The sequence below is a fragment of the Nonomuraea ferruginea genome, from assembly GCF_039540635.1.
Taxonomy (GTDB): domain Bacteria; phylum Actinomycetota; class Actinomycetes; order Streptosporangiales; family Streptosporangiaceae; genus Nonomuraea; species Nonomuraea ferruginea.
Genome location: NZ_BAABFD010000001.1, coordinates 662,156 through 686,630, shown reverse-complemented (window position 1 = coordinate 686,630; position 24,475 = coordinate 662,156). Strand labels below are relative to the sequence as shown.

The following is a 24,475-nucleotide window of genomic DNA, read 5'->3' as shown; positions in this document are numbered from 1 at the left end:
CCTTCGGTCACCATTCGTAGCCGACGTAGTTCTCCGCCAAGGTGGTCGCCGCCGCCTCGGACGAGGTCACGTAGTCCAGGTAGGAGAGCTGCAGCCGCCGCCCGTAGGCGTCGTCGGAGTCGAACGTGTGCAGCAGCGTCGTCATCCACCAGGAGAAGTGCTGGGCCCGCCAGACCCGCTTGAGGCAGGCGGCGGAGTAGCCGTCGAGCAGTTCGGCCGAGCCGTCCTCGAAGTACGCCGCCAGCGCCTCGGTCAGCACGCGCACGTCGGCGACGGCCAGGTTGAGGCCCTTGGCGCCGGTGGGCGGCACGATGTGGGCGGCGTCGCCGGCCAGGTAGAGCCTGCCGTACTGCATGGGCTCCACGACGAAGGAGCGCATCGGTGTGACGCCCTTCTCCACGATCTCGCCGGTGGTGAGGGTGAAGCCCGGCACGGTCTCCAGGCGGGCCTTCAGCTCGTCCCAGACGCGCCCGTCGGGCCAGTCGTCGACGTCGGCGTCCGGCGGCACCTGCAGGTAGAAGCGGCTGACCGTGGGCGAGCGCATGCTGTGCAGGGCGAAGCCGCGCTCGTTGCGCGCGTAGATGAGCTCCTCGGACGAGGGCGCGACGTTGGCGAGGATGCCGAGCCAGGCGAACGGGTACTCGCGTTCATACGCGGTCAGCACGCCCTCGGGCACGGCCGGTCTGGACACGCCGTGGAAGCCGTCGCAGCCGGCGATCACGTCGCAGTCGAGCCGTTCGCCGCCGAAGGTCAGGTAGGGCCGGTCCTCCAGGGAGTGCAGCGCCACGTCCTCGACCTCGAACCGGATGTCGCCGCCCGCCTCCAGCCTGGCGGCGATGAGGTCCTTGACCACTTCCTGCTGCCCGTACACGGTGATGGCCCGGCCGGGCACCAGCTTCTCGAACGGGACGCGGTGTCCCGCGCCGCCGTACCTGAGCTCGATGCCGTGGTGGGGCAGCCCCTCCCGGAGCATCCGCCCGCCGACGCCCGCCTCGACGAGCGTGTCCACCGTGCCCTGCTCCAGCACCCCGGCGCGGACGCGCCGCTCGACGTAGTCGCGGCTACGCCTCTCCAGCACCACCGAGGAGATGCCGCGCAGGTGGAGCAGGTGAGACAGAAGCAGGCCGGCGGGCCCGGCTCCGATGATCCCTACCTGAGTCCGCATGCGGAAAGCATCCTGCCTTCCCGCCCCGCGGATCGAGGGGGCGCTTCCACTGAGCGGAAGAATCCTGCGAGGATGGGCGCATGGCAGGTGGAGCACGGGAGCCGGGCAGGAGCGTGACGTCCAAGGTCCTGGCGATCCTCGGCGCGTTCGACGCCGCGCACCCACGGCTGACGCTCACCGAGGTGGCGGCGCGCAGCGGGGTGCCGCTGACGACGGCGCACCGGCTGGTGGGCGAGCTGGAGCGGTGGCAGGCGCTCGGCCGCGGCCCCGACGGGCGGCTGAGCGTGGGGCTGCGGCTGTGGGAGCTGGGGCAGCTCGCGCCCGGCCGGCTGCAGGACCTGGCGCACCCGTGGCTGCAGGAGGTGTTCGCCGGCACCGGCGAGAACGTCCACCTGGCCGTCCGCGAGGGCCTGGAGGTGCTGTACGTCGACAAGGTGTACGGGCGGCGGGCGGTGCCGATCGTGTCCAGGGCGGGCGGGCGGCTGCCGATGCACCCGACCGGGGTGGGCAAGGCGCTGCTGGCCTACGAGCCCGACTGGTTCGTCCGCGCCTATCTGGCGCGCGAGCTGGAGCGGCCCACCCCGCACACCATCACCGAGCCCGGCCGGCTGGCCCGCGAGCTGTCCACGGTCCGCGCCCAGGGATACGCGCTCACGTACGAGGAGATGACCTTGGGCTCCTGCTCGGCCGCCGCCCCGGTGCTGGTGGAGGGCCGGGCCATCGCCGCGCTGGGCATCGTGCTGGCGTCCCGCCGGGCCCGCGAGCTGCCGCGCCTGGTCGACATCCTGCGCACGGCGGCGGGAGGCATCGCCGAGTCGTACTCCGCCGCCGCCTGAACCCGCAGGTCGGGGGTAGTAGCCCGGCATGCGCATTCTGATGTCGGGAGCGGGCGGGGCGCTGGGCAGGGCGACCGTGCCCGCCCTGGTCAAGGCGGGTCACGAGGTCCGCGCGCTGGGCCGGGGACCCCGTGAGGGCGGGGACTCCCGGTGGTTCCCCGGCGAGCGGGTGAAGGACGCCGTGCGCGGCTGCGACGCCGTCCTGCTCCTGCCTGAGCGGCGCGCGGACCCGGCGGCCGCTCGCGCGCTGGTGGCCGCCGCGTGCGGGGCGGGCGTGCCGCACCTGCTGCGGGTGGCGGCGCCGGCGACCGGGCGGGAGCGCCGGCGCCGGGAGGACGCCGAGCGCGTCGTCAGGAGCAGCGGCCTGGGCTGGACCCTCGTCCGCCACAGCCACCTGCACCAGTCGCTGGACCTGCTGCTGCGGCAGTGGGCCGCCTCCCCCGTGCTCCCGGTGGACCCGTCGCTGCCCTGGCAGCCGGTGGACGCCCGGGAGGTGGCCGGCTACCTGACGGGGCTGCTGGCGGGCGAGCCGCGCCGGGCGGCGCTCGCGTACGGAGGGCCGGAGGTGCTCAGCACCTCCGAGCTGGTCAGGACCTGGCTCAGGGCGCGCGGGCTGCGCCGTCTGTGCCCGCGGGTGCGCTATCCCGGCAAGGCGGCGGCCGAGCAGCGGGCGGGCTGGCTGATGGTCAGGAACGCCCCGCTGGGCACGCTCGGGTGGCGGGAGTGGCTGACGCCGGCGGCCGAACTGTCGGACGACTTCGCCGAGGAGCACACCGCGTCGCCGACCAGCCCGGCGAACCAGCCGGAGCGCGATCCGGATGTGCGGGTGTACGGCGGCGACGAGGGTTACCAGCGGCAGACCCGGGCGTAGTATGCCGTTTTGCTGGGGTTTCTCCTAACCTGTACGGTCCCTTCCGTTACACTGAACACCTTGTTCAGTGCCGCCGACCGAGGGTTCGATGACGGAGCCAGAGACCGCCCGCCTGGGTGCGCGCATCCGGACGTACCGGAACATGCGCCGCATGACCGTGCGCGGACTGGCCGTCGAGGCGAAAGCGAGCCCGAGCTTCATCAGCCAGCTTGAGCGCGGCCGGACCAGCGCCAGCATCGGCATGCTCAGGCGGATCGCCACGGCGCTCGGCCTGACCGTGGCCGACCTGTTCAGCGAGGAGGACGAGATCGGGCACCGCGTGGTGCGCCGCCCGTCGCGTCCCGAGTTACGCACCGCCCCCGGCACCCGCAAGTACCTGATCTCCCAGCGCCCCCTCCAGAACGTGGAGGTGTACGCGGGCGAGTTCGACCCCGGTGCCTCCACCGGGGACGAGCCGTACTCCCACGGCGAGTCGCAGGAGATCCTCCTCGTGCTCCACGGCCGGATCACCGTGTGGCTCGGCCCGTCGGGCTCTGCCTCCCCGCACGTGCTCGGGCCGGGTGACAGCGTGGAGTACCGGACCTCGGTGCCGCACCGCGTGGCCAACGAGGGCGACCAGCCGGCCGAGGTCATCTGGGTGATCAGCCCGCCCACCCCGGCCTGAGCACCCGGATCACCGACGGGGCGCCCGGCTCCGTTCCTCTCTTCCCCACTAGCCTGACATGGAAGGCGGTTTCAGACGTGAATGGGATCCCGCTGACGGGGGACTTCGCCAACGGCGGGGTCTCGTTCTGGTACCGGCAGGCCGGACTGCCGGCGCGCCGGGCGCCGCTGCCCGGCCCGCGCGTGTACGACGTGGCGATCGTGGGCGGCGGTTACACCGGCCTGTGGACGGCCTACTACCTGAAGAAGGCCCAGCCTGACCTGCGGATCGCCGTGCTGGAGAAGGAGTTCGCCGGATTCGGCGCGTCCGGCCGCAACGGGGGCTGGCTGTCGGCGGAGTTCGCCGGGTCGCGCAAGCGGCACGCCAGGGCGCGGGGCCGCCAGGCCATGATCGACCTGCAGCACGCCATGTTCCGCGCGGTGGACGAGGTCATCGACGTGGCCCGCGAGGAGGGCATCGACGCCGACGTCCACAAGGGCGGGCTGGTGCACGCCGCCACGAACCCGGCGCAGCGCCGCCGCCTCCGCGCCGAGGTCGCCGACCTGCGCACGTGGGGGTACGGCGAGGACGACATGCGCCTGATGGACCGCGACGAGATGGGCGAGCGGCTGCACGTGGCCGGCGCCATCGAGGGCGCCTACTCGCCGCACTGCGCCCGCATCCAGCCGGCCAAGCTGGCGATCGGGCTGGCCCGCGCCGCCGAGGCGCTGGGCGTGGACATCTTCGAGAGCACCACGGTGACCGAGATCCGCCCGCGCGAGGCGGGCCGGGCGTCGGCCGTCACCACGCGCGGCACGGTCACGGCCGAGTACGTGATCCGCGCGACGGAGGGCTTCACCGCCAGCCTGACGGGCCAGCACCGGCAGTGGCTGCCGATGAACAGCTCGATGATCGTCACCGAGCCGCTGCCCGCCGAGATGTGGAAGCACATCGGCTGGTCGGGCAACGAACTGCTCGGCGACCAGGCGCACGGCTACATCTACGCGCAGCGCACGGCCGACGACCGGATCGCCATCGGCGGGCGGGGCGTGCCCTACCGGTACGGGTCGCGTACCGACGTCTGGGGGGCCACGCAGGCGCAGACGGTCGCGTCGCTCTGGCGGATGCTCGTCAAGTTGTTCCCCGCCACCGCCGACGCGCGGGTGCAGCACGCGTGGTGCGGCGTGCTCGGGGTGCCGCGCGACTGGTGCTCGACGGTGCACCTGGACCACGAGACGGGGCTCGGCTGGGCGGGCGGCTACGTCGGCAGCGGCGTGACCACCACCAACCTGGCCGGGCGCACGCTGCGCGACCTGGTGCTGCGGCGCGACACCGAGCTGACGTCGCTGCCGTGGGTGGGCCGCCAGGTGCGGCAGTGGGAGCCGGAGCCGCTGCGCTGGATCGGCGTGCAGCTGATCTACGCCCTCTACAGGGCCGCCGACCGGAGCGAGAACGACCACGGCACCACCACCTCGCCCTACGCCCGCATCGCCGACCTGATCTCCGGCCGCTAACTCCAGGGGTCGTAGTCGACCTCCAGCGGCTCCTGCGGCGGGCGCTCCGCCTCGGGGACGTGCTGGAGGTTGACGCGAATCCGGTACCACACACTGCTGCGCCCGCGCATGCCGTCGACCAGCACGTCGGCGGGCTCCAGCCGGGCGGCGACGCCGGGGTGGCGGGCCTTCCAGCGTTCGAGGCCGGCCAGCGCCTCGTCCTTGTGCTGGGCCTTGGCGATCTCGATGACGGGTCTGGTCTGCCGCCTGCGGCCGGTGCCCTTGGGCGGCTTGGCCGGCGGGCCCAGCTCCTCGGCCAGCGCGAGCAGGCCGTCGAGGGAGCCGGGGTGCAGGTCCATGTCCTCCCACGGGTCGCCCGACTCGGCCAGCCGGGCGGGAACGGTGTCGACGGTGAACGCCTCCGGCCGGCAGCCCGGCACCTCGTCCCAGGTGAGCGGGGTGGAGACGCGGGCGTCGGGGACGGCGCGCACCGAGTAGGCGGAGGCGACGGTGCGGTCGTAGGCGTTCTGGTTGAAGTCGACGAACACGCCGTGGCGCTCCTCCTTCCACCACCGGCTGGTGGCCAGGTCGGGGGCGCGCCGCTCGACCTCGCGGGCCACGGTCTCGGCCGCCTTGCGCACCTGGGCGAACGGCCAGCGCCGGTCGATGCGGGCGTAGACGTGGAACCCGCGCGAGCCGGACGTCTTGGGCCAGGCGGTCAGGCCGTGGTCGGCGAGCACCTCGCGGGCCACCTGGGCGGTGCGCAGCACGTCGTCCCACTCGACGCCGGGCACCGGGTCGAGGTCGATGCGCAACTCGTCGGGGTGGGCCAGGTCGTCGGCGCGCACGGGGTGCGGGTTGAGGTCGACGCACCCGAGGTTGACCACCCAGGCGAGCTGGGCCAGATCGGTGCAGACGACCTCCTCCGCGCTGAGCCCTGACCGGTATCTCAGCTCGGCCACCTCGATCCAGCCGGGCCGCTTGGCGGGGGCGCGCTTCTGGAAGAACGGCTCCTCCTCCACGCCGCGCACGAACCGCTTGAGCACCATCGGCCGCCCGTGGACGCCGCGCAGCGCCGCCTCGCCCACGGCCTGGTAGTAACGCACCAGGTCGAGCTTGGTGTGGCCGGTGCGGGGAAAGATCACCTTGTCGGGGCTGGTGATGCGGACTTCGCGGCCGGCGACCTCGATGTCAGACATGTGGTCACGATACGCGCACCCCCCGACATCCCCACGGCACCGGCACGACGCGCTTCCGGACAGGGAGACGCTGTCCCGGCCCGATCGGCGCGGGCTGGACGGGGTGCGTGCCGTTCCGGCTGGGGCAGGTTTTATGACCGGAGGTTCGCTCGTTCGGTGGCGGACTGCCACTGGTCGTGGCTGTGCTGTTCCCAGTACGGCAGGCCCAGCCGCTGGTGCGCGGCGATCGCGGCCCGCGCGTGCTCCGCCGCCTCCTCCGTACGGCCGAGCCGGAGCGCGAGCTGGGCCAGCGCGTCGCGGACCGAGCCGAAGACGGCGCTGCCCGAGCCCATCACCACGAGCTGGTCGGCGATGGGCAGCAGCCGGGCGTAGAGGTCGCCGGGCGAGGGGGTGCCGAGCCTGGCGGCGACCAGGCCCCACACCGGCCACAGGAAGTCGGCGGACCAGTCTTCCCGCAGGGTGCCGCCCCATCGGGCGAGCAGCTCGCGGGCCAGGACCTCGCGGCCGTTCTCCAGGGCGGCCAGGATCGCGACGGGGCGTACCGGCGCCATCAGCGCGGGCTCGGCGGCGGCGACCAGTTCGTCCACCAGCCCGGCGGCCTCGCCCCGCGCGCGCCCGCACAGGTAGCGGGCGATCAGGCGGCGCGCGTCCAGGCCCCACAGGCTGGCGCCGTAGCGGGGCGCGGGGAAGCGTTCCAGCAGCGACTCGGCCTCCGCCCAGCGGGCGCGCAGCATGAGCCCGCCCGTCTGCGCCACCCGGACCATCGCCTCCAGCTCGGGCCTGCGCAGCTCGCGCAGGAGCTGCTCGCAGCGGGACAGCTCGTGCTCCCACTCGGCGAGGTCGCCGGCGCGCAGCAGGCACGACATGCGGATGGCGCGGGCGACCAGCCTCTCCTCGCGGCGCAGGCACCCGCTGGCGAGCAGCTCGTCGATGGCGCGCAGCCGCTCCTGGTTGCGTCCCGGTACGAACGCGGCCAGGAGGTAGTTGTTCAGCGTCCTGGCCAGCAGGGCGGGGTCGCCGGTGGCGCGGGCCAGCTCGACCGCCTCGGCGGCCCGGCGCTCCCCTTCCGCGCGGCGCGGCCCGTAGTGCAGCTCGACGCCGAGCGTGCCGAGCAGGGCCGCCCTGTCGTGGTCGCCGAGCGGGCCGGCGAGCAGGTTCTCCAGCACGTCGGCCAGGTCGTCGTCGACGAACCCGTACGGCCGCCAGTTCCACACGGCGGGTGCGCCGAACGCCGTCACCGCCGGCACCAGCGCCGCCCGGTCGCCGATCCGCTGCGCCTGCGCGATGGCCTCGGCCAGGTCGCGGAACGCGCCCTCGGCGTCGCCGACCGCACGCCTGGCCTGGCCCAGGCCGGTGAGCGTGCGGCAGCGGGCGGCCGAGTCGCCGGGCGGCAGGTGGGCCAGCGCCAGCTCCCACAGCGCGACGGCCTCCTGGTAACCGTGCCGCCCGGCTGCCTGGCGCGCGGCCTCGGTGGCGTACGCGACAGCCTTCCCGGCGGGAGCCAGCGGAGCGGCGGCGGCGAAGTGCGCCGCGAGCACCGCGGGATCAGGACCCGCGTTCCGCCCACCGAGATCCCCACCCCACGCACGCTCCGCCGACCGGCCCCCGGCATCGGCGCCCGACGCCCGCTCAAGGCGCCGTCCAACGGCGCCGTCGGGGCGGCGTTCCAGGTGGTCGAAGAGGCCGGTAGCCGACGCTCCTTCCAGGTGGTCGGCGGGCTCGGTAGCCGACGCTCCTTCCAGGTGGTCGGCGGGGCCGGGAGCTGACGCGCCTTCCAGGTGGTCGGCGGGGCCGGGAGCCGACACGCCTTCCAGGCGGTCGGCGGGGCCGATAGCCGACGCGCGTTCGAGGTGTTCGGCGGCGCGGAGGTGGAGGCGGGCGCGGTCGAGGCGGGTGAGGCCGGTGTCGAGGGCCTCGCGGACCAGGGCGTGGGAGAAGCGGTAGCCGGTGGCCGACTCGGTGATCAGGCCGGTGGCGAGGGCGGGCTCCAGGGTGGTCATGACGTCCTCGACCGGACGGCCGGCGAGGGCGGACAGCAGGTCCACGTCCGCCTCGCGGCCCGCCACGGCGGCGGCTTTGAGCAGGTCCTGGGTGGGGCCGGGCAGCCTGGCCAGGCGGCGGCCGATGACGTCGCGGGCGCCGGGCGGCACCCGGTCGCGCTCGCTCTCCGGCAGCCGGAGCAGCTCCTCCAGGTAGAACGGGTTCCCGCCGGACCGGTCGAGCAGCGCCACCGGGTCGGCGCGCACGTCCCGCTGCCGCAGGTAGGCGCGTACCTCGTCGGCGCCGAAGGGAACGAGAGGCAGCCGCAGCCCCTCTCTCGACAGCGCGCCCAGCGTCTCGCCGAGCCGCTCCCGCTGCTCGTCCGGCCGGAGTGTGACGATCGCCAGCGTGGCGGTACGCGGCAGCTCGGCGGAGACGTACTCCAGGAGCTTCAGCGACGAGGCGTCGGCCCAGTGGAGATCCTCCAGCACCAGCAGGGTCGGTTCCTCGCGCAGGTATGCCAGGACGTCGTCGTACAGGTCGAACAGCTCGGCGTGCGGCCGCGCGGGCAGCACCCCCGCCTGGCGCCAGGGCCAGAACGCGGGCGCGCCGCCCTCGTCGGGGCACCGTCCCCAGACGACCCGGAACCCTCGGGACCCGGCGACGTCGGCGGCGGCGCGGGCCAGGCTCGTCTTCCCGATGCCCGCCTCGCCGCTCACGATGACCAGCCCGCCACGCCCTCCCCTGGCCTCGGCGAGCCGCTCCTCCAGCGCCCGCACCTCTCTCTCCCGCCCGACCAGCCTTTCGCGTCCGCCCTCCCGATGCCGCGCCACCCCGGCCGCCGCACCCGGCTGCGGCCCCGCCTCGGTCGCCGAAGGGGTCTCCAGCTCGGGCGACTGGGTGAGGACAGCCTGTTCCAGGCGCCTGAGCGCCGGTCCCGGCTCGATGCCGAGCTCGTCCGACAGCAGCGCGCGCACCCGGCGCAGGGCGGACAGCGCCTCGGCCTGCCGCCCCGCCCGGTAGAGGGCCAGCACCAGCAGCGACCAGGCCCGCTCCCGGTACGGGCCGGCCGAGACCAGCTCCTCCAGCTCGGGCACGCTCGCCTCGCCGAGCTCCAGCCGGGCGGCGAGCCGGTCCTCGACCACGCCCGAGCGCAGCTCCGACAGCCGCGCCGCCTCCGCCCCGGCGAACCCCAGCCCGGGGAACTCCGCCAGCGGCTCCCCGCGCCACAGCCCGAGCGCGCGGTCCAGCACGCCCGCCGCCTCGGCGGGCCGCCCCGCCGCCAGCAGCCGGCGTCCGTCGGCCGCCCACGCGGCGAACCGGCCCGCGTCGGTATGGGCAGGGGTGATGTCCAGCAGGTAGCCGGGTTCGCGGGTGAGCAGCAGGCGCGGCGGGGTGCGCGGCCGGCGGCCGGGCTCCAGCACCCGCCGCAGATGGGAGACGTACGCCTGGAGGGTGGCCGTCGCCTTGGCCGGAGCCTCGCCCGCCCACAGCTCCTCGACGAGCCGGTCCAGCGAGACCGGGCGGCCGGGGCTGAGCGCGAGCATGGCGAGCACGGCCCGCTGCTTGCGGGTGCCGGGGTCCAGCCGCGCCCCCGAGGCGTCGGCCACCTCCAGGGGGCCGAGCAGTCGCACGTCCACGAACCCCAAGTCAACCCCAAGTCAGCCGCAAACAGGAAAACGCATGCTTGTCCCCATGAACGAGCTGAAGAACATGATCAAGGGCAGGCTGTGGCTCCCGTGTGACGCGGGGTTCGACGAGGCTCGTACGCCGTGGAACCTGTCGGTGGACCAGCCGGTCGCGGCGGTCGTGGAAGCGGCGGGCGCCGACGACGTCGCGGCGACGGTCGGCCACGCCGCGCTGCACGGGCTCACCGTGACCACCCAGGCGAGCGGGCACGGCGCGGTGACGGCCGAGGGCGTGATCCTGCTGCGCACCCACCTGATGGACACCGTCGAGATCGCGGACGGCGTCGCGCGGGTCGGCGCGGGCGCGAAGTGGGGCCAGGTGCTGTCGGCGGCCGGGCCGCTCGGGCTGACCGGCGTCGCGGGCAGCTCCCCGGTGGTGAGCGTGACCGGGTACACGCTGGGCGGCGGGCTGGGCTGGTTCAGCAGGAAGTACGGGTTCGCGTCCGCGAGCGTGCTGGCCGCCGACGTGGTGGACGCCACCGGGGCGCGGGTGCGGGTGACCGCCGAGTCGGACCCGGAGCTGTTCTGGGCGCTGCGCGGGGGCGGCGGCGACTTCGCGGTGGTGACCGGGCTGGAGTTCGCGCTGAGCCCGGCGCCCGTCCTGTACGGCGGGCGGATGATGTGGCCGGCCGAGCGGGCGCCCGAGGTGCTGGCGGCCTTCCGCGAGGTCACGGCCGGCGCGCCCGAGGAGCTGACGGTCTGGTTCGACCTGCTGAAGTTCCCCGGCGCCCCGGGGCTCGTCGCGGTGGACTGCACGTACCTGGGCGAGGACCCCGGTGAGCTGCTGCGCCCGTTCGACGCGATCGGCGGCGCAATCGGCGACACCAGGGCGGTGCTGCCCGTCGCCGACCTCGGCTCGATCTGCGCCGAGCCGACCGACCCGACCCCGTCGGCCGGGCGGGTGGAGCTGCTGACCGGGCTGGACGACGCGGTGGCGGCCGCGCTGCTCGCGGACCCGATCGATCCGCTCTTCAACGTCCAGGTGCGGCACCTGGGCGGCGCCCTGACCCGCCCCTCGGGCGGCGCGGCCGGCGAGCTGACCGAGCCGTACCTGCTGTACATGGTGGGCCCGGCCATGCCCGGCACCGCCGAGCGGATGGACGTGCTGTCGAAGGCCCTGGTGCCGCACACGAGCGGGCGCAAGCCGTACACGATGCTGCACAGCGGGGAGCAGGCCGCGTCCGCCTTCGACGCCGGGACCCTCGCCCGGCTGCGTGACCTCAAGCGGGCCCGCGACCCGCACGGCGTCCTCAGGGCCAACTACCCGGTCCTGGGCACCGCGTAGGAGCCCGGGGTCAGATCGCTCCGAAGTCCCCGTGCCGGCCCGCGCCCCCGGCGAAACGCGCGGCACCGGAGGCGGCGTCCGGCAGGGAGACCAGGCCGTGCCGGAGCTCGTTGCGCATGGCCTCCCGCTCCCCCAGCCCTTCCTGCTCCAGGACGGACATCCGATCCCCCCGCAGGCACGCCTGCGGGAATCGGGCGATCTCCAGGGCCAGCGCCTCCGCCTCCCGGCGGGCCGTCCCGTCGGCCACCACCCGGTTGGCCAGGCCCATCTCGTACGCCTCGCGCGCGCCGACCGGGCGGCCGGTGAGGATCAGGTCCATCGCCCTGCTCCGGCCGATGAGGCGCGGCAGCCTGACCGTGCCGCCGTCGATGAGCGGCACCCCCCACCGCCTGCAGAACACCCCGAACACCGCGCTCTCCTCCGCCACCCGCAGGTCGCACCAGAGCGCCAGCTCCAGCCCGCCCGCGACCGCGTGGCCCGAGACGGCGGCGACGACCGGCTTGGACAGCCGCAGCCTGGTCGGCCCCATCGGCCCGTCGCCCTCCTCGCCGACGTGGTTGTCCAGCTTCTTGAGGTCGGCTCCGGCGCAGAACGTGCCGCCCTCGCCCCACAGCACGGCCACGTCGGCGTCGGACGCGTCGAACTCGCGGAAGGCGGCGGCCAGCGCGCCGGCGGTCTCGCGGTCGACCGCGTTGCGCGCCTCGGGCCTGCTGATCACCACTGTGGTGACCTGGCCCCGGCGTTCCACGCGTACGGTCATGCTGCCTCCTCGGGGGAACCCGTGCCGAGCCTACGACGCCGATGTCACGAGCCATGAGGCGGCGGCGGCCACGATCGCCCGCACCCCGGTGTCGAGAGTGGGCTGGAGCACCGGGGCGAAGCGGGCGTTGTGGTTGACCGGGATGTCGCTGTCCAGGGTGCCCTGCTCCGCCGCGCGGGCGTACCGGCCGGGGTCGGTGCCGCCGATTCCCCAGTAGGTGTACGGGACGCCGAAGGCGTCGGGGATCCTGCTGAAGTCCTCGCTGGCGGTCTGCGGGTCGAGTGTGCCGGCCCGGTCGCCGAAGTGCCGGGCGAACGCGTCGGCGACCCGGCGGGTGGCCGCCTCGTCGTTGACGGTCGGCGGGAAGCTCCCGAAGCGCTCGATGTCCGGTGGTTCGGGGGCGCCGGCCGCGGCGCACTCGGCCCTGGCGATGCGCTCGACGGCCGCGCGCACCTTCGCCCGGGTGTCTTCGTCGTAGGTGCGGACGTTGATCTCCATCCGGGCCGACTCGGGGATGTTGTTGGGATTGGTACCGGTGTGCAGGCTGCCCACGGTCACCACGGCGGGGGTGAGCATGCCGATCTCACGGGAGACGATGGTCTGCAGCCGCACCACGATCATGGACGCGATCACCACCGGGTCGATCCCCGACTCGGGCCGCGAGCCGTGCGCGCCGCGCCCGTGCACGGTGATCCGGTAGTTGTCGGCCGACGAGAGCACCGGGCCTGGGCGGGTGCCCACCCGACCCGACGGGAACGGCAGGACGTGCTGGGCCAGGCACACGCCGGGCCGGGGGACGCGGTCGGCCAGGCCGTCGGAGAGCATGGCGTCGGCGCCGTCGCCGGGCTCCTCAGCGCACTGGAAGAGCGCCACCAGGGTGCCGTTCCAGGCGTCGCGGGCTTCGGCCATGAGCCGGGCGGCGCCGAGCAGGCAGGTGACGTGGACGTCATGCCCGCAGGCGTGCATCACCGGCCGCGGCTCGCCGCCGTCGCCCGGGGCGGTGACGGTGCTGGCATAGGGCAGGCCGGTCCGCTCCCGGATCGGGAGCGCGTCCATGTCCGCGCGGACCAGCACCACCGGCCCGTCGCCGTTCTCCAGCACGCCGGCCACTCCGGTGCCGCCGATCCCGGCGCGCACGTCGTAGCCGCAGCCGGTCAGCCGCCTGGCGGCTTCGGCGGACGTGCGGTGCTCGGCGTGGCCGAGTTCGGGGTGGGCGTGCAGGTCCTTGTAGAGCGATTCCAGGCCGGGCCTGATCCGGTCCAGGCCGGCGAGGATCTCTGTGCCGCCCGGCATGCCGTGCCCCTCTCATGAGTACGGACATACCTGGTCATCCCCGACGGGACGGTTCGTATACGCCAACCTGCGGCAACATCCTTACCAACACCCGCGACCCCGGACACGGTGATCATTACCCTCGGGAGGGTGCGGATGGACACGGCCACCACGGTCCTCGACCTGGTCGGGGTGTTCCTCAACGCCCTGCTCGGCGGGACGGTGGCGCGGCGCGACCGGCTGGACCTGTTCGGCTTCCTCGTGATCGGGATCGCCTCCGGGCTCGGCGGCGGGCTGATCCGCGACGTGCTGCTGCAGCACGGCCCTCCGGCCGCACTCACCGACCCTGCCTACATACCCACCGCGCTCGCCGGCACCGGGGTCGCCTTCCTGCTCGACATCTCACCGCCCGACTGGAGCCCGGCGTTCAAGTTCCTGGACGCGGCGGCGCTCAGCGTGTGGGCGTCCGTCGGGGCGCAGAAGACCATGGGGGTCGGCCTGGGCTGGCTCCCGGCGATCCTGCTCGGCACGATCACCGCGGTCGGCGGCGGCGCGATCCGGGACCTGCTCCTGCAGCGCGTCCCCGCGGTGCTGCAGGACACCCGCTGGTACGCCTCCGTGGCCGTCCTCGTCGCCGCCGTGGAGGTGCTGGGCATCGCCACCGGATTCCCGGTCGCGGGCACCGTCGCCGCCATCACGCTCGGCGTTCTGCTGCGGATCGTCGCCGAGTGGCGCGGCTGGACCGTGCCGCGCGGGCTGGAGGTGCGTCCGTCGGCGGTGCTGCGCCGCAGGCGACGGCGCGACGGCGACCCGTGAGCCTCTCCGACCCCACCGTGATTTGTCACCCGCCGCTGCTATGAAGAACGTGATCATCCAACCCCCCACGGAACGGGTGCGTTCATGACGACGGTGACCTTTCGCGATGAGACCGCGACAGGCCGGGCTCTGGAGGAGTTCTCCCTGCCCGGGCTGCCGGAGCGGATCTCCGCCAGAGAGCTGGTACGGCTCCGCGTACGCGAGGAGGTGGCCCGGCACAACGCCGCCCCCAGCCACCACTTCCGAGGCCTGGTCAAGCCCACCGACGCCGAGACGGAGCTGAACGGCTACCGGATGCGCACCGCACGCAGGCTCGACTGGGAGAGGCAGGCCGACGCGGCCGAGGCCGCGTTCGCCCGCAACGGGTTCCTGCTGCTGGTGGGCGACCGGCAGATCGAGGACCTGGACGAGGAGATCGCGCTCACGACCGACCCGGTGGTGTCGTTCGTCAAGCTCGTCCCGCTGGTCGGAGGCTGACGTGGACTATCAGATCCTCAAGGACTCGCCGCTCAACAACGACTACACCTCCGTGTACTTCGCCAACGACCACCGCGACTTGTTCGACCGCCTCGACGCCGCCTTCGCGGCGAGAGAGGAGCTGGTCTGCGGGGAGGACGAACGCGTCCCGTTCGCCGTCTGGGCGCAGATGCGGCTCAGCCTCGGCTGGGACGGCGGCCACGAGCACGACGAGCGCCGCTTGGCGGTGATCCGCGACGTGATCGACCGGATGCCGGACCTGCCCATGGAGACCGTCAAGCAGTTGTGGGGCGTGGCCGACAGGCTCATGACCTGGGCGCACACCAACTTCCACGAGCTCTACAGGCTGCCGCTGGACGCCACCGCCCGGCTGCCGTACCACGAACGGCGTGACGTGCTGAACCACCGGCCCAGATGGCTGGCCCAATACTGGAAACCCGCCTGGGAGGTGCTGCGCGAGCCGATCGGGACGTTGCTCACCGAGCCCGAGACCGGTGACCCCGCCGCGACCGTCCGCAACATCATGTGGGAGGACGACGCCTTCGCCCGGCGCATGATCGAAGCGCACGCCGCCCGGCTGGCCGCGCCCGAGGTGCTGCCGCTGCTGCGCCACTGGAACACGGCGACCGCGTCGAAGCCGAGCGCCCGGTGGCTGAAGCGGGCCGCCGCGCTGCTGACCCCGGAGGCGGACGAGGTCGTCCGGGACGTGCTCCGGATGGTCGTCGCGCACCGGGAGGTCACCCACCGCCACCAGTACCGCGGCGGCGGCGAATGGACCGAGACCGTCTTCCTGCGCGAGCGCACCGCAGTGCCGCTGCGCGGCATGGTCTGGACGTGTGAGCTCGTCGACCAGCCGTGGGTGACCTCGCTGCTGGGTGACGTCGCCGTGACCACGGGCACCGGCATCGGCGGCACGGGCGCCAACGCCCGCAGCGAGAAGCTGGCCAACGCCGCGGTCGGCGTGCTGGGCCGGCGCGGCGGCCTGGAGGTGGTCGCCCAGCTCGCCCGCGTCCAGGCCAAGGTGCGCAAGAAGACCATTCTCGCCGGAGTGGCCAGGACGATCGGCGCGGTGGCCGCGCAAGCGGGGCTCTCCCCGGAGCAGCTCCTGGAGCGCACCGTGCCCGGCTTCGGGCTGGGGCCCGACGGCGTCCGCACCGAGCAGGGCCTGCGACTGGCCGCCGACGGCACCGTGACCTTCACCGATCCATCCGGCAAGATCCGCAAGACCATCCCCAGGAGCGTCGATCGGGAGCTTCTGGCCGAGTTCAGGGCCGCCGCCAAGGAGCTGAGGAAGACCCTGCCGGCCGAACGGTTCCGGATCGAGCGGGCCCTGGCAACCGAGCGCGTCTGGCGCTGGCGCGACGTGTGTGCGTTCTATCTGGACCATCCGGTCACCGGCACGCTCGCCCGTACGCTCATCTGGGAGATCCTCCAGGGCCCCGCCGGGATTCCGGTGCGGCGCGAGGACGGCTGGGAGCTGACCGGCCCGGACGGGCGCCGCGTCCAGCCCGGCCCTGACACCCCGGTCCATCTGTGGCATCCCATCACGCACGGCGTGGAGGAGGTCCGAGCCTGGCGCGACCATCTCATGGACGCCGGCCTGCGCCAGCCGTTCAAACAAGCCTTCCGCGAGGTCTACCTGCTCACCCCGGCCGAGGAGGCGAGTCACGACCACTCACGCCGCTTCGCCGGTCACCTCCTGCGGTACGGCACGGCCAAGGCGCTGCTGACCGAGCGCGGCTGGACCGGCATGTCGCTGGGCCACTGGGGCTGGGAGTACGGCTCCGACCAGGCCGAAGCCACCCGCGAACTGCCCGGCGGGCTGGCCGCGCACTGGGACTTCCACCTCGACGAGCACTCCTTCGACCGCGACGGCGTCGGCACGGTCTCCATCTGCGTCAGCGGAAACCTCCGCTTCACCGGCGCGGACGGCCGGACCATCCCCCTGGAGCGGGTCCCTCCCCTGGTGCTCTCCGAGACGCTGCGCGACGCGGACCTGGCCGTCGGCGTCACCTCCACCGGCCTCGACCTCCAGGGCGACGGCGACTACTGGCAGTCCTACAGCTTCGGCGCGCTGTCGGAGACCGCCCGGATCCGCCGCGACGCCCTGACCCGGCTGCTGCCCCGCCTCTCCATCGCGAGCCGCTGCGAGCTCACCGAACGTTTCCTCCGGGTCCGCGGCGACCTGCGCACCTACAAGATCCACCTCGGCTCGGGAAACATCCTCATGGAGCCCGACGACGCCTACCTGTGCATCGTCCCCGGCGGCGTCGGCGACCAGGTCTTCCTGCCCTTCGAGGAGGACGGCGGCATGCTGTCGGTCGTGCTGTCCAAGGCGTTCCTCCTGGCCGCCGACACAGCCATCGCCGACCCGTCGATCACCCGGCAGCTCACGAACCGGAGGCCTTCTTGACCTTCGTGCCGACGCCGCCGAACAGGGCGAGGCCGCTGACGACGATCCGCGGCGCCCCCCGCTCACGGCGCACGGCGCTCCTGTCGAACGCGCCGAACAGGCCGAAGCCCTTGACCTCGACCTCCACGTCGTCGGGCACGATCACCTCGGTGTAGCCCCACAGGGCGAAGGCGCGCACCCGGATCTCCCGGCTCGCGAAGCGGGCGTCGCGCAGGTCGATCTCCCCGCCGCCGAACACCGCCAGCGAGGTGAACGCGGGCGGCGCGACCCAGCGGCCCCTGCGGCTGAACCAGCCGAACACGCTCAGCGCGAACCGGGAACTCGGCTCGTCCCGTACCACCAGCGTCTCCGCGCGGGCGGGCTCGGGGAGGCCGCGGCCCGCGTACGCGAGCTCGTCCTGGGTCCTCGCCTCGTAGATCTCGCTCAGCCGCTGGTCCAGCTCGCCCAGCTGGATCCTGCCGGTGGCGGCGGCCGACTGGAGCCGCTGGGCGGCCTGGTCACGCTCCTCGTCGGAGGGGCGTACCTGCCGGCTCGGGGGGTGCTCGACCATGCTTCGGAGTCCTGTCTGTGCGGTCAGCGTGACCACACCATCTTATTCTCCAACTGGAGAACAAGCCTCCTCCACCATGTGCGCCCCCATCATCCGGGCGAGCTGAACGCGGAACTCCGCTTCGTACGCCGGGTCGTCGGGATCGTGACCCAGGCCCGCCAGCCACGACCGGCCGCCGATGGCGAACCCGTACGCGGCCGACAGCCCGACCAGCACGACCGCCTCGATGCGCGCCCGGCTCGGCACCGGCCCTCCCGCGAGCGCCGCGCGGATGCCGGCCTCCATCGTGTCGACCAGCTCCACCAGCTCCGGCCGCGCGGCGCCGCGGTACTCCGCGTGCATCTCGGCCCAGACGAACAGCCGCAGGTAGCTCTCGTCCGCCAGGGTGTCGAACAGCACCCCCATGATCCCCGCGGCGGTGGGCACGCCGTCCTCGGCCTGGATGCGCTCGCGCACCCGCGCCTCGATGCGATCGTTCTCGGCCCGCAGCACCTCCCGGACCAGGGTGGCATAGGTGCCGAAATAGTGGGAGGCGAGCCCGTGCGCGACCCCGGCGGCCTCCGCGATCTGCCGCAGGCTGACGTTGTCCGGCCCTCGCTCCCTGATCAGTCCGGCCGCCGCCGCCAGCAGCTCGGCGCGCGATTCAGCGGGACTGCGCCTGCGTCTGGGTGCCATGACCAGCAGTTTATGGTCCGCCGGACGATCAAGACCGGGACCCGCGTCGCCGAGAACCGGCTCCACATTCCTCACCTGCTCGACTACGAGTTCCGTAACGCCCTGCGCGGCCTGCTCCTCGGCGGGAAGATCAGTGAGGCCCGCGCCGAAGGTGCCCGGATGGTCAAGGCGGGCCTGCCCTTCACCCGTCACGCCGACGACCTCACCGCCGATCGCTCCTGGGACCTGAGGGCCGACTTCAGCGGCTACGACGCCGCTTACGTGGCCCTGGCCGAAGCACTGGACTGCACTCTGGTCACCACCGACGAGAAGATCCACAAGGTGGCCCGCAAGTACGTCAACGTCGACTTCTGCTGATCTGTCGTCGTCGGCGCGTCACTCTCAAGCAGGGTGACGGCCCGCGGCCTTTCCGCCTCAGAGACAGGCCGGCGCGGTGCCGGGCTGCATGCGGACGAGTGACGGGCGGCTGAACTCCGGCGGTACGAACCCGCGCCCCACGCACAGCACCAGGCCGGCGCCGGACTGGTTGACGAGGACGGCCTGGCAGCCGGGAGGCGGCTGGTTGCGGAACGACTGGAGCTGAGAGAGCTGCGGCTGGAGCTGTCTCGGAGGCTGACAGCTCTCGTAGACGATCGTGCGGCTGCCGGTCTCGCTGATCAAGGTCAGCTGCCCGTCCGCCGCATGGGCTGTGCCCGTGCCCGCCAGGGTAAGAGCGGCCAGGGCCGCCCCGGCGATGAATGTCACCTTCGGAAATCCCATGCGCCCAAGCCTGAGTCACCGGAAGAGGAGTCTCCAGGACGACAGCCGGACTTCAGCCGGTCATTTCCACTGCCTTCACCTGCGCGGCTCCTGAACGGTTCGGCGGGCGCCGCGATCTGACGCGCCGGAACCGTCGTCCTCGACCGCCGGGGACTCTCCGCCCGGGTCGCGGCGGCGTGACCCGGCCGCGCGGGCGCCGGAGAGCCGCTCCGAGGGCGTCGCGCTCGTGCCAATCTGCAACCCCTGGTCACGCGGTACGGGTGTCGTACTGCTCCCGGTTGGCGAGGACCTCGTCCATGTGCGTCTCCGCCCACGCCTTGATGCCGTGCATGAGGTCGCGGAGCGAGAGGCCGAGGTCGGTCAGCTCGTAGGTGACCGTGACGGGCACGGTCGGCGTCACCGTGCGGGTGATCAGGCCGTCGCGTTCGAGGCTGCGCAGGGTCTGGGTGAGCATCTTCTGGCTGACTCCGGCCAGGCGGCGGGACAGCTCGGAGTAGCGCATCGGTCTCGGCTCACCGGCGCAGTCCCCGCCGGGGCGCGGGCCGTCGCTCCCGAGCGCGGCCAGGATCAGGGACACCCACTTGTCGGAGATCCGGTCCAGGAGCCGGCGGCTGGGGCAGCCGGCCAGGAACGCGTCGTACTCCATCTTCGCCTGCGCCCGCTGCTGGGCCGCCGTCGTCGTCGGCATCGGCCGCTCCTTCCTACCGCCGGGTGAGATACGCACTCCGGAGTGCGTACTTCCCGTCAGAGAGTAACCCCTCCATGGTGGTGCAAAAGCTCCCGTTTCTCCATAGGAGGCGACATGTCCACCACCTTCCGCACCGCCGTCGTCCGCACTCCGGGCGGCCCCGACTCCATCGAGATCATCGACGTGCCCCTCGTCGAGCCCGGACCGGGTCAGGTCCGGGTCGAGATCGCCGGGGCCGCGGTCAACCCCGTCGACCTGGCGGTCGCCGCCGGGGTGTTCCACGGGCGAGGCCTGGTCGACCAGCCCCACCACACCGGTCTGGGCTGGGACTTCTCCGGTACGGTCGCCGCCGCCGGACCGGGCGTCGGCTGGGCGGTCGGCACCCGGGTCGCGGGACTGATCGACGGGTTCGACCGCGACTTCGGCACGTACGCCGAGCAGTTGATCGTGTCGGCCGACGACATCGCGCCCGTGCCCGCCGGCCTCGACCTGGTCGCGGCGGCCGCCGTCCCGCTCAACAGCCTGGCCGCGGCCCAGCTCGTCGACCTGCTCGGCGACGGTGACGGCCGGAGCCTGCTGGTGACCGGCGCGGCGGGCGCTGTCGGCGGTTACGTGCTCTCGCTGGCCCAGGATCGCGGGTGGCGGGTCACCGGACTGGCCCGTACGCAGGACGAGGAGTTCGTGCGCGGCCTCGGCGCCGGCTTCACCACGCGGGCCACGCCAGGCTGGGACGCGGTGGCCGACGGCGCCGCGATGCAGGAGCAGGGCATGCCCCTGGTCCGCGACGGCGGCCTGTTCGTCGGCGTGCAGCCGGGGGCGGCGCCGGCGGAGGTGCGGGGCATCACCGTCCGCGTGGTGGTGGCGCGGCCGGACGGCGCCCGGCTCGCGCAGCTCCTGGAGGCCACCGCCGATGGCCGCCTTCCGGTTCGGGTGCACGCCGTCGTGCCTCTCGACGAGGTCGCCTCCGCCCACCGCGCGGTCGCCAAGGGCGGCGTACGCGGAAGGTACGTTCTCACGCCGGGCACAGCGGCGGGCTGACAATATGTGACCGCACTCATCACCGGTCGGGAAAATCACCACCGGCGGGCATGGGAACAATCGACGTACTGATGATCTTCGACCGGCGCCCCGAGCCTCGCTATGGAAGGAACGAGGCGCCATCGAGCAGGCGACCACGCCGTACGGCCGCCACATCACCCTTCTGCTCGGATAGTCCCGCCCGCACTATCCGAGGAGTCGCTGGGTATCCCGACGACCTCGACGATCACCCCGTGGTCACGCCGGAGCGTATCGGCGAGCGCGACAAGGGCGACCTGGGCGAACGGGTAAAGCGAGTCGGGCGTCAGTTCCTTGCCCTTGAGGAGGATGGCCAGCACGATCTTGCCCGGCACGAAGTTCTCCGGCACGGTGAGCTGGCCGCCGCTCAGCTCGGCCACCTTCGCGCTGAACTTCGCGCGGGCGTCCGGCTCGTTGTACAAGGTCCGGGTCGAGATCAACGCCTGGGCGAACTGGTGGCTGAGAGGCTCCGAGCTCTCCGCCGCCTTGACGTGCACCAGCGTGTGCCGGTCGGTCAGCCCGTCGCACGCCTCGTAACCCTTGCCCCTGCTCTGTTGCCGGGTCCGATTGAACTTGCGGTCGAGGCACAGGTACCGGCCTCGACCGAGCGTGTCCTGCATGCGGATGTTGTAGTCCTCCTCGGACTCTCCGACCTTCCAGGGCAGCATGTCCACCTCCGGCTCGGGCACGATGAGTTCCTGCATACGACGCTTCATCGACTCCACGTAGGTGGCACCGCACTCGTACCACTCCCCGTCGCTGAGCTGGTAAACGTGCGATCCGATCGCCACTGCAGCCTCGATCCACTGGATGGCACGGGCCTTGCCGATCGACTCCTTGCCTTCGCGATCGGCGTACATCTCGACGGTCCCGCCACGAAGCGCAGCAGAGGGACTGACGCAGTACTGCACCTTGCACCGTCGGCGGAGATCGTCGAGATCAAGCTCCTCCCGGACGAGGGGGACGCTACCGACCTTGATCCGGTACGAGCGAGCCTCGTGACGCCGGTTGACCAGGGTGGACGGGACCACCATGTGCAGCATGAGGTCGCCCTCGCCTCGGAGCCCTTCATCCAGCAGCGCGCGCCGAACTCGGCCACGCCACCAGCGCACTCCAGCAGTACCACGACGTACTGGATCTGGTCCGTACGAAGGAGAGCGACATTTCTCAAACCGCCGTCGAGGTCCGGCGCAGCATCGGAATGCTCCTGGCCAGCGAGGGCAATGACACTGCAGCATGCGAGGTGCTGAGACCATTGTTCGACGACCTCCAGGTCCTCCACGGACCAGACCACGAGGAGACACAGGAGATAGCGGAGATGCTCGAATATCTCTCGTGCGGCTGACGACTTGTTCTCCGCATCTCCAACTGTGATCAGCTCGCTTCTCCGCGCAGGATCTGCGCGAAGAGCCGTACGGTGGTCGCGGTCAGCGTCCACGAGGTTTCGCGGACGGTCTGCTCCTTGCGGTCTGTACGGCGGACGAAGGCTTGGCCGCCGGCGGCGCACAGTTCGTACGTCGTTTCGCGACATTCACAGGTATGCAAGATCACCCGGATGCGTGGCGTCCGAGGGGTCGGTTCGTACCAGGTGAGCTTGACGTGGTCGACTATCGGCGGCTCGACGTGCGGGCCGTGAAAATCGTGGATTATCTGCACGTCACGCACTCCTTTCGGTGATCTCGACGTGGTTCTGAGGGACGATGTCGACACGCGCCGCAGCAGGATCGTGGATGTGGCCCGCATCAGGAGGGGCTGGTCCCGTACATGTCCGGTACGGCGAGTCCAGGGTGGCCGTGTGCGCGACTACCGGGAGCGGGACGGGAAGCTCGAACCACACGGCCCGGCCAAGCCAGCGCCTCTTCACTCCCCATTTCTTCGCCACGGCCCCCAGGATGTGCAGCCCTCGCCCACCAGAGCCCTCCGGGTCATCGCGGAGACGCGGCCCGGACCACCACCCCTGGTCTGTCACCTCGACACGGACCCACCCGGCGCCGAGCCGCATGCGAACCCGAAATGAGCCTTTGCTCCATCTACCGGAGATCGTGTGTTTTATCGCGTTACCGGCAAGCTCGGTCGCGAGGAGGCGCACGTTGTCTAGCATCTCTCCGTCGTCCGCCGCTTCGGGTAGTGCGACTACAAGCCATCGAGCTACATAAATGCGGACATCACTTAGAATTTCTGACCGGCCTGGGAACCGCATCTCACCGATAACTTTCATCCTGACCGCTGTCATATTCTATGCCCCATTCGCGTAGATAGCATGCCAGCGACGATCTCGCTAATGCCTGTCACCCAAGAGTTGGCCGAACGAGTTGTCTTATGGCACTCCACACACTGCCTGCAGCGCGCTAGATTGTCTGCGGAAACGCTCCCAGAGCGATCCCAGACTTTTTCTGTCACGAAGCCAGGCGAGCTGGAACAGGCCTGGTAGCGGGGAGAGACGATGCCAGCACCCAAAGAGCTCGATCCAACCGCCGGTCCAACAGCGCGTTTCGGTGCGGAACTCCGCAAATATCGTTATTCCGCTAAATTGACGCAAGCGCAGCTCGCCGAGCGCATCGGTTACAGCAAAAGCCGCATCGGCAACGTGGAACGCGGCGACGAGAACCCGACCCGCGAGTTGATCGAGCTCTGCGAAAAAGCGCTGGGCCTGGACGGTGCTCTCCTCACCCACTGGCCCGCCATCAGCGGCCACAGGATGCCCGACTGGTTTCGGCAATGGCCACCGATCGAACGGAAGGCGGATCAGCTCATCACGTGGGCACCGCTTATCGTTCCCGGGCTGGTGCAGACGGAAGAGTACGCCCGCGCGATCTTCGAGGGCGAACCCCACAAATCCCCACAACAGGTCGAAGAACTTGTCAATGCACGAATCGAGCGACAAGCCATCTTCGACCGCCCGACACCCCCTCAATTCCTAGCTGTCATGGACGAAGGCATCCTGTATCGTCCGGTTGGAGACGACTCTGTGACCCGCCATCAGCTGGAACACCTGATCAACCTGGCCGAGAACAAGTGGTTCACCGTCCAGCTCCTCCCGTACGCAGCCCGGTGTACGGCGGTCCTGGTGGGTTCGGCTCTCTTGGCCCAGGAAAATGGAGTGCCGATCGCCGCCTACGTCGAGTCAGCCGTCCACGGCCGCGTCGTGGACTCCCCCGGCGACATCAAGCGCCTCGTGGATCGACTCGAACTCATCCGCAGTGCGGCACTCCCCGCGTACCTGTCAGTACAGCGCATCAAGGAGAGAGTGGCAGCGTGGAGTTGAGCAAGGAAGTAGCGGAAGAAATCTCGAACCCGGCCGGATGGATCACCGCGTCGAGCGGTCAAGGCGGCGACTGTCTGGAAGCCAAGCACCTGTCCGATGGCCGAGTCGCCTTGCGTGACACCGAGCAACCGGATGCCGAGCCCTGGGTGCTCCGTCGGCCCGTCTGGGACAAGTTCATAGCAGGCGCGAAGAACGGCATCTTCGACTTCTAGCGTCAGCGGTCAAGCGGCCTCCGGCGATCCGCTGGGGGCCGGCACCCACGTTCACGAGCTGACTGAGACTCAGGTGAGCCGGTACTTCCGCCTGATCGAGGCGGCCTCCTCCTCGGTCACCTCACTGGGCGTACGGCTGAGGACCTGACGCAGCTCGTCCACGATCGCCTGCCCCGAAGTACGGGCTCGGGAGCTGAACTGGGCGAGCTGGGCGTCGAACTGCTTGGCGGTCGGCCCGGTCCAGACCTTGCCCGAGTGGAACATCCGGCAGGGACGGTCGACGTCCGCGTTGATCTGCTCGATCATCGGGCCGATGGTGCTGACGGCCTGCTGGAGCGCCTCGTACAGCGGATTGCGCACCATCTCGGCCAT

The 24,475-nt window shown here is 71.9% G+C and carries 25 protein-coding genes; 12 read left to right on the top strand and 13 right to left on the bottom strand.

The window, feature by feature from the left end:
* Positions 1-7: 7 nt before the first annotated feature.
* Entirely contained in the window at positions 8-1,165 is a 1,158-nt protein-coding gene (locus ABD999_RS03005; RefSeq protein ID WP_148030658.1) for a 4-hydroxybenzoate 3-monooxygenase, read from the bottom strand.
* Between the two features lie 80 nt (positions 1,166-1,245).
* On the opposite strand from ABD999_RS03005, the gene ABD999_RS03000 reads away from it, so the two are divergent.
* The 4 genes from ABD999_RS03000 to ABD999_RS02985 all read left to right on the top strand — a co-directional run bounded on the left by ABD999_RS03000 (position 1,246) and on the right by ABD999_RS02985 (position 5,029).
* Positions 1,246-2,001 carry an IclR family transcriptional regulator gene (locus ABD999_RS03000; RefSeq protein WP_148030657.1) on the top strand — a complete coding sequence of 252 codons (756 nt, stop codon included), beginning with the start codon at positions 1,246-1,248 and terminating at the stop codon, positions 1,999-2,001.
* 28 nt (positions 2,002-2,029) lie between these two features.
* On the top strand, positions 2,030-2,872 hold the full coding sequence (locus tag ABD999_RS02995; RefSeq protein ID WP_271278174.1) for an SDR family oxidoreductase: 843 nt from the start codon (positions 2,030-2,032) through the stop codon (positions 2,870-2,872).
* 88 nt (positions 2,873-2,960) lie between these two features.
* The gene (locus ABD999_RS02990) at positions 2,961-3,536 is read left to right on the top strand and encodes a helix-turn-helix domain-containing protein (protein ID WP_148030655.1); all 576 of its coding nucleotides are present in this window, start codon (positions 2,961-2,963) and stop codon (positions 3,534-3,536) included.
* A 77-nt stretch (positions 3,537-3,613) separates the two neighbouring features.
* A complete protein-coding gene (locus ABD999_RS02985; protein WP_148030654.1) occupies positions 3,614-5,029 on the top strand; it encodes an NAD(P)/FAD-dependent oxidoreductase in 1,416 nt (471 codons plus the stop codon).
* On the opposite strand, the gene ligD is transcribed toward ABD999_RS02985, so the two are convergent.
* A complete protein-coding gene (gene ligD, locus ABD999_RS02980) occupies positions 5,026-6,207 on the bottom strand; it encodes a non-homologous end-joining DNA ligase (protein ID WP_271278173.1) in 1,182 nt (393 codons plus the stop codon). The genes ABD999_RS02985 and ligD overlap by 4 nt on opposite strands.
* A 131-nt stretch (positions 6,208-6,338) precedes the next feature.
* The gene (locus ABD999_RS02975; RefSeq protein ID WP_345482545.1) at positions 6,339-9,827 is read right to left on the bottom strand and encodes an ATP-binding protein; all 3,489 of its coding nucleotides are present in this window, start codon (positions 9,825-9,827) and stop codon (positions 6,339-6,341) included.
* A 55-nt stretch (positions 9,828-9,882) separates the two neighbouring features.
* On the opposite strand from ABD999_RS02975, the gene ABD999_RS02970 reads away from it, so the two are divergent.
* Positions 9,883-11,160, top strand: coding sequence for an FAD-binding oxidoreductase (locus ABD999_RS02970; RefSeq protein WP_271278091.1), 1,278 nt, complete (start codon positions 9,883-9,885; stop codon positions 11,158-11,160).
* A gap of 10 nt (positions 11,161-11,170) precedes the next feature.
* Here the strand turns inward: ABD999_RS02970 and ABD999_RS02965 are convergent, their stop codons facing one another.
* The gene (locus ABD999_RS02965; protein ID WP_148030650.1) at positions 11,171-11,920 is read right to left on the bottom strand and encodes a crotonase/enoyl-CoA hydratase family protein; all 750 of its coding nucleotides are present in this window, start codon (positions 11,918-11,920) and stop codon (positions 11,171-11,173) included.
* A gap of 30 nt (positions 11,921-11,950) precedes the next feature.
* Positions 11,951-13,213: an amidohydrolase gene (locus ABD999_RS02960; RefSeq protein WP_271278090.1), complete on the bottom strand. Its 1,263-nt coding sequence runs from the start codon at positions 13,211-13,213 to the stop codon at positions 11,951-11,953.
* A gap of 135 nt (positions 13,214-13,348) precedes the next feature.
* Between ABD999_RS02960 and ABD999_RS02955 the strand changes: the two genes are divergently transcribed.
* The 3 genes from ABD999_RS02955 (at position 13,349) to ABD999_RS02945 (ending at position 16,898) form a co-directional block, all read left to right on the top strand.
* A complete protein-coding gene (locus tag ABD999_RS02955; protein ID WP_148034449.1) occupies positions 13,349-14,008 on the top strand; it encodes a trimeric intracellular cation channel family protein in 660 nt (219 codons plus the stop codon).
* 84 nt (positions 14,009-14,092) lie between these two features.
* Positions 14,093-14,485 carry a hypothetical protein gene (locus tag ABD999_RS02950; protein ID WP_271278089.1) on the top strand — a complete coding sequence of 131 codons (393 nt, stop codon included), beginning with the start codon at positions 14,093-14,095 and terminating at the stop codon, positions 14,483-14,485.
* Between the two features lies 1 nt (position 14,486).
* On the top strand, positions 14,487-16,898 hold the full coding sequence (locus ABD999_RS02945) for a DUF4132 domain-containing protein (protein WP_271278088.1): 2,412 nt from the start codon (positions 14,487-14,489) through the stop codon (positions 16,896-16,898).
* Here the strand turns inward: ABD999_RS02945 and ABD999_RS02940 are convergent.
* Entirely contained in the window at positions 16,876-17,448 is a 573-nt protein-coding gene (locus tag ABD999_RS02940; protein WP_148030646.1) for a DUF1707 SHOCT-like domain-containing protein, read from the bottom strand. The two genes, ABD999_RS02945 and ABD999_RS02940, sit on opposite strands and share 23 nt — an antisense overlap.
* Positions 17,449-17,490: 42 nt before the next feature.
* Positions 17,491-18,123 carry a TetR/AcrR family transcriptional regulator gene (locus ABD999_RS02935; protein WP_271278087.1) on the bottom strand — a complete coding sequence of 211 codons (633 nt, stop codon included), beginning with the start codon at positions 18,121-18,123 and terminating at the stop codon, positions 17,491-17,493.
* A 12-nt stretch (positions 18,124-18,135) separates the two neighbouring features.
* On the opposite strand from ABD999_RS02935, the gene ABD999_RS02930 reads away from it, so the two are divergent.
* Entirely contained in the window at positions 18,136-18,480 is a 345-nt protein-coding gene (locus ABD999_RS02930) for a type II toxin-antitoxin system VapC family toxin (RefSeq protein WP_271278086.1), read from the top strand.
* A gap of 57 nt (positions 18,481-18,537) precedes the next feature.
* Here ABD999_RS02930 and ABD999_RS02925 read toward each other — a convergent pair whose 3' ends face one another.
* Positions 18,538-18,882 carry a hypothetical protein gene (locus tag ABD999_RS02925; RefSeq protein WP_271278085.1) on the bottom strand — a complete coding sequence of 115 codons (345 nt, stop codon included), beginning with the start codon at positions 18,880-18,882 and terminating at the stop codon, positions 18,538-18,540.
* Between the two features lie 247 nt (positions 18,883-19,129).
* Positions 19,130-19,570, bottom strand: a complete 441-nt coding sequence (locus tag ABD999_RS02920; protein ID WP_271278084.1) for a winged helix-turn-helix transcriptional regulator — start codon at positions 19,568-19,570, stop codon at positions 19,130-19,132.
* Between the two features lie 114 nt (positions 19,571-19,684).
* Here ABD999_RS02920 and ABD999_RS02915 point away from each other — a divergent pair, with 114 nt between their 5' ends.
* Positions 19,685-20,608 carry an NADP-dependent oxidoreductase gene (locus ABD999_RS02915; RefSeq protein ID WP_271278083.1) on the top strand — a complete coding sequence of 308 codons (924 nt, stop codon included), beginning with the start codon at positions 19,685-19,687 and terminating at the stop codon, positions 20,606-20,608.
* A gap of 155 nt (positions 20,609-20,763) precedes the next feature.
* Here ABD999_RS02915 and ABD999_RS02910 read toward each other — a convergent pair whose 3' ends face one another.
* The 3 genes from ABD999_RS02910 to ABD999_RS43840 all read right to left on the bottom strand — a co-directional run bounded on the left by ABD999_RS02910 (position 20,764) and on the right by ABD999_RS43840 (position 22,826).
* Positions 20,764-21,864, bottom strand: coding sequence for a DUF6119 family protein (locus ABD999_RS02910; protein WP_271278082.1), 1,101 nt, complete (start codon positions 21,862-21,864; stop codon positions 20,764-20,766).
* 136 nt (positions 21,865-22,000) lie between these two features.
* The gene (locus tag ABD999_RS02905; protein ID WP_271278081.1) at positions 22,001-22,282 is read right to left on the bottom strand and encodes a hypothetical protein; all 282 of its coding nucleotides are present in this window, start codon (positions 22,280-22,282) and stop codon (positions 22,001-22,003) included.
* Position 22,283: 1 nt separating this feature from the next.
* Positions 22,284-22,826 (bottom strand): ATP-binding protein, encoded by a 543-nt coding sequence (locus ABD999_RS43840; protein WP_378525152.1) that lies wholly within the window; start codon positions 22,824-22,826, stop codon positions 22,284-22,286.
* A gap of 243 nt (positions 22,827-23,069) precedes the next feature.
* Between ABD999_RS43840 and ABD999_RS02900 the strand changes: the two genes are divergently transcribed.
* Together ABD999_RS02900 and ABD999_RS02895 are read left to right on the top strand one after the other, a co-directional pair.
* Positions 23,070-23,891, top strand: coding sequence for a helix-turn-helix domain-containing protein (locus ABD999_RS02900; protein WP_271278080.1), 822 nt, complete (start codon positions 23,070-23,072; stop codon positions 23,889-23,891).
* Entirely contained in the window at positions 23,882-24,103 is a 222-nt protein-coding gene (locus ABD999_RS02895) for a DUF397 domain-containing protein (RefSeq protein WP_271278079.1), read from the top strand. Before ABD999_RS02900 ends, ABD999_RS02895 begins: the two co-directional genes overlap by 10 nt.
* Positions 24,104-24,172: 69 nt before the next feature.
* Here the strand turns inward: ABD999_RS02895 and ABD999_RS02890 are convergent, their stop codons facing one another.
* Entirely contained in the window at positions 24,173-24,475 is a 303-nt protein-coding gene (locus tag ABD999_RS02890) for a hypothetical protein (protein ID WP_271278078.1), read from the bottom strand.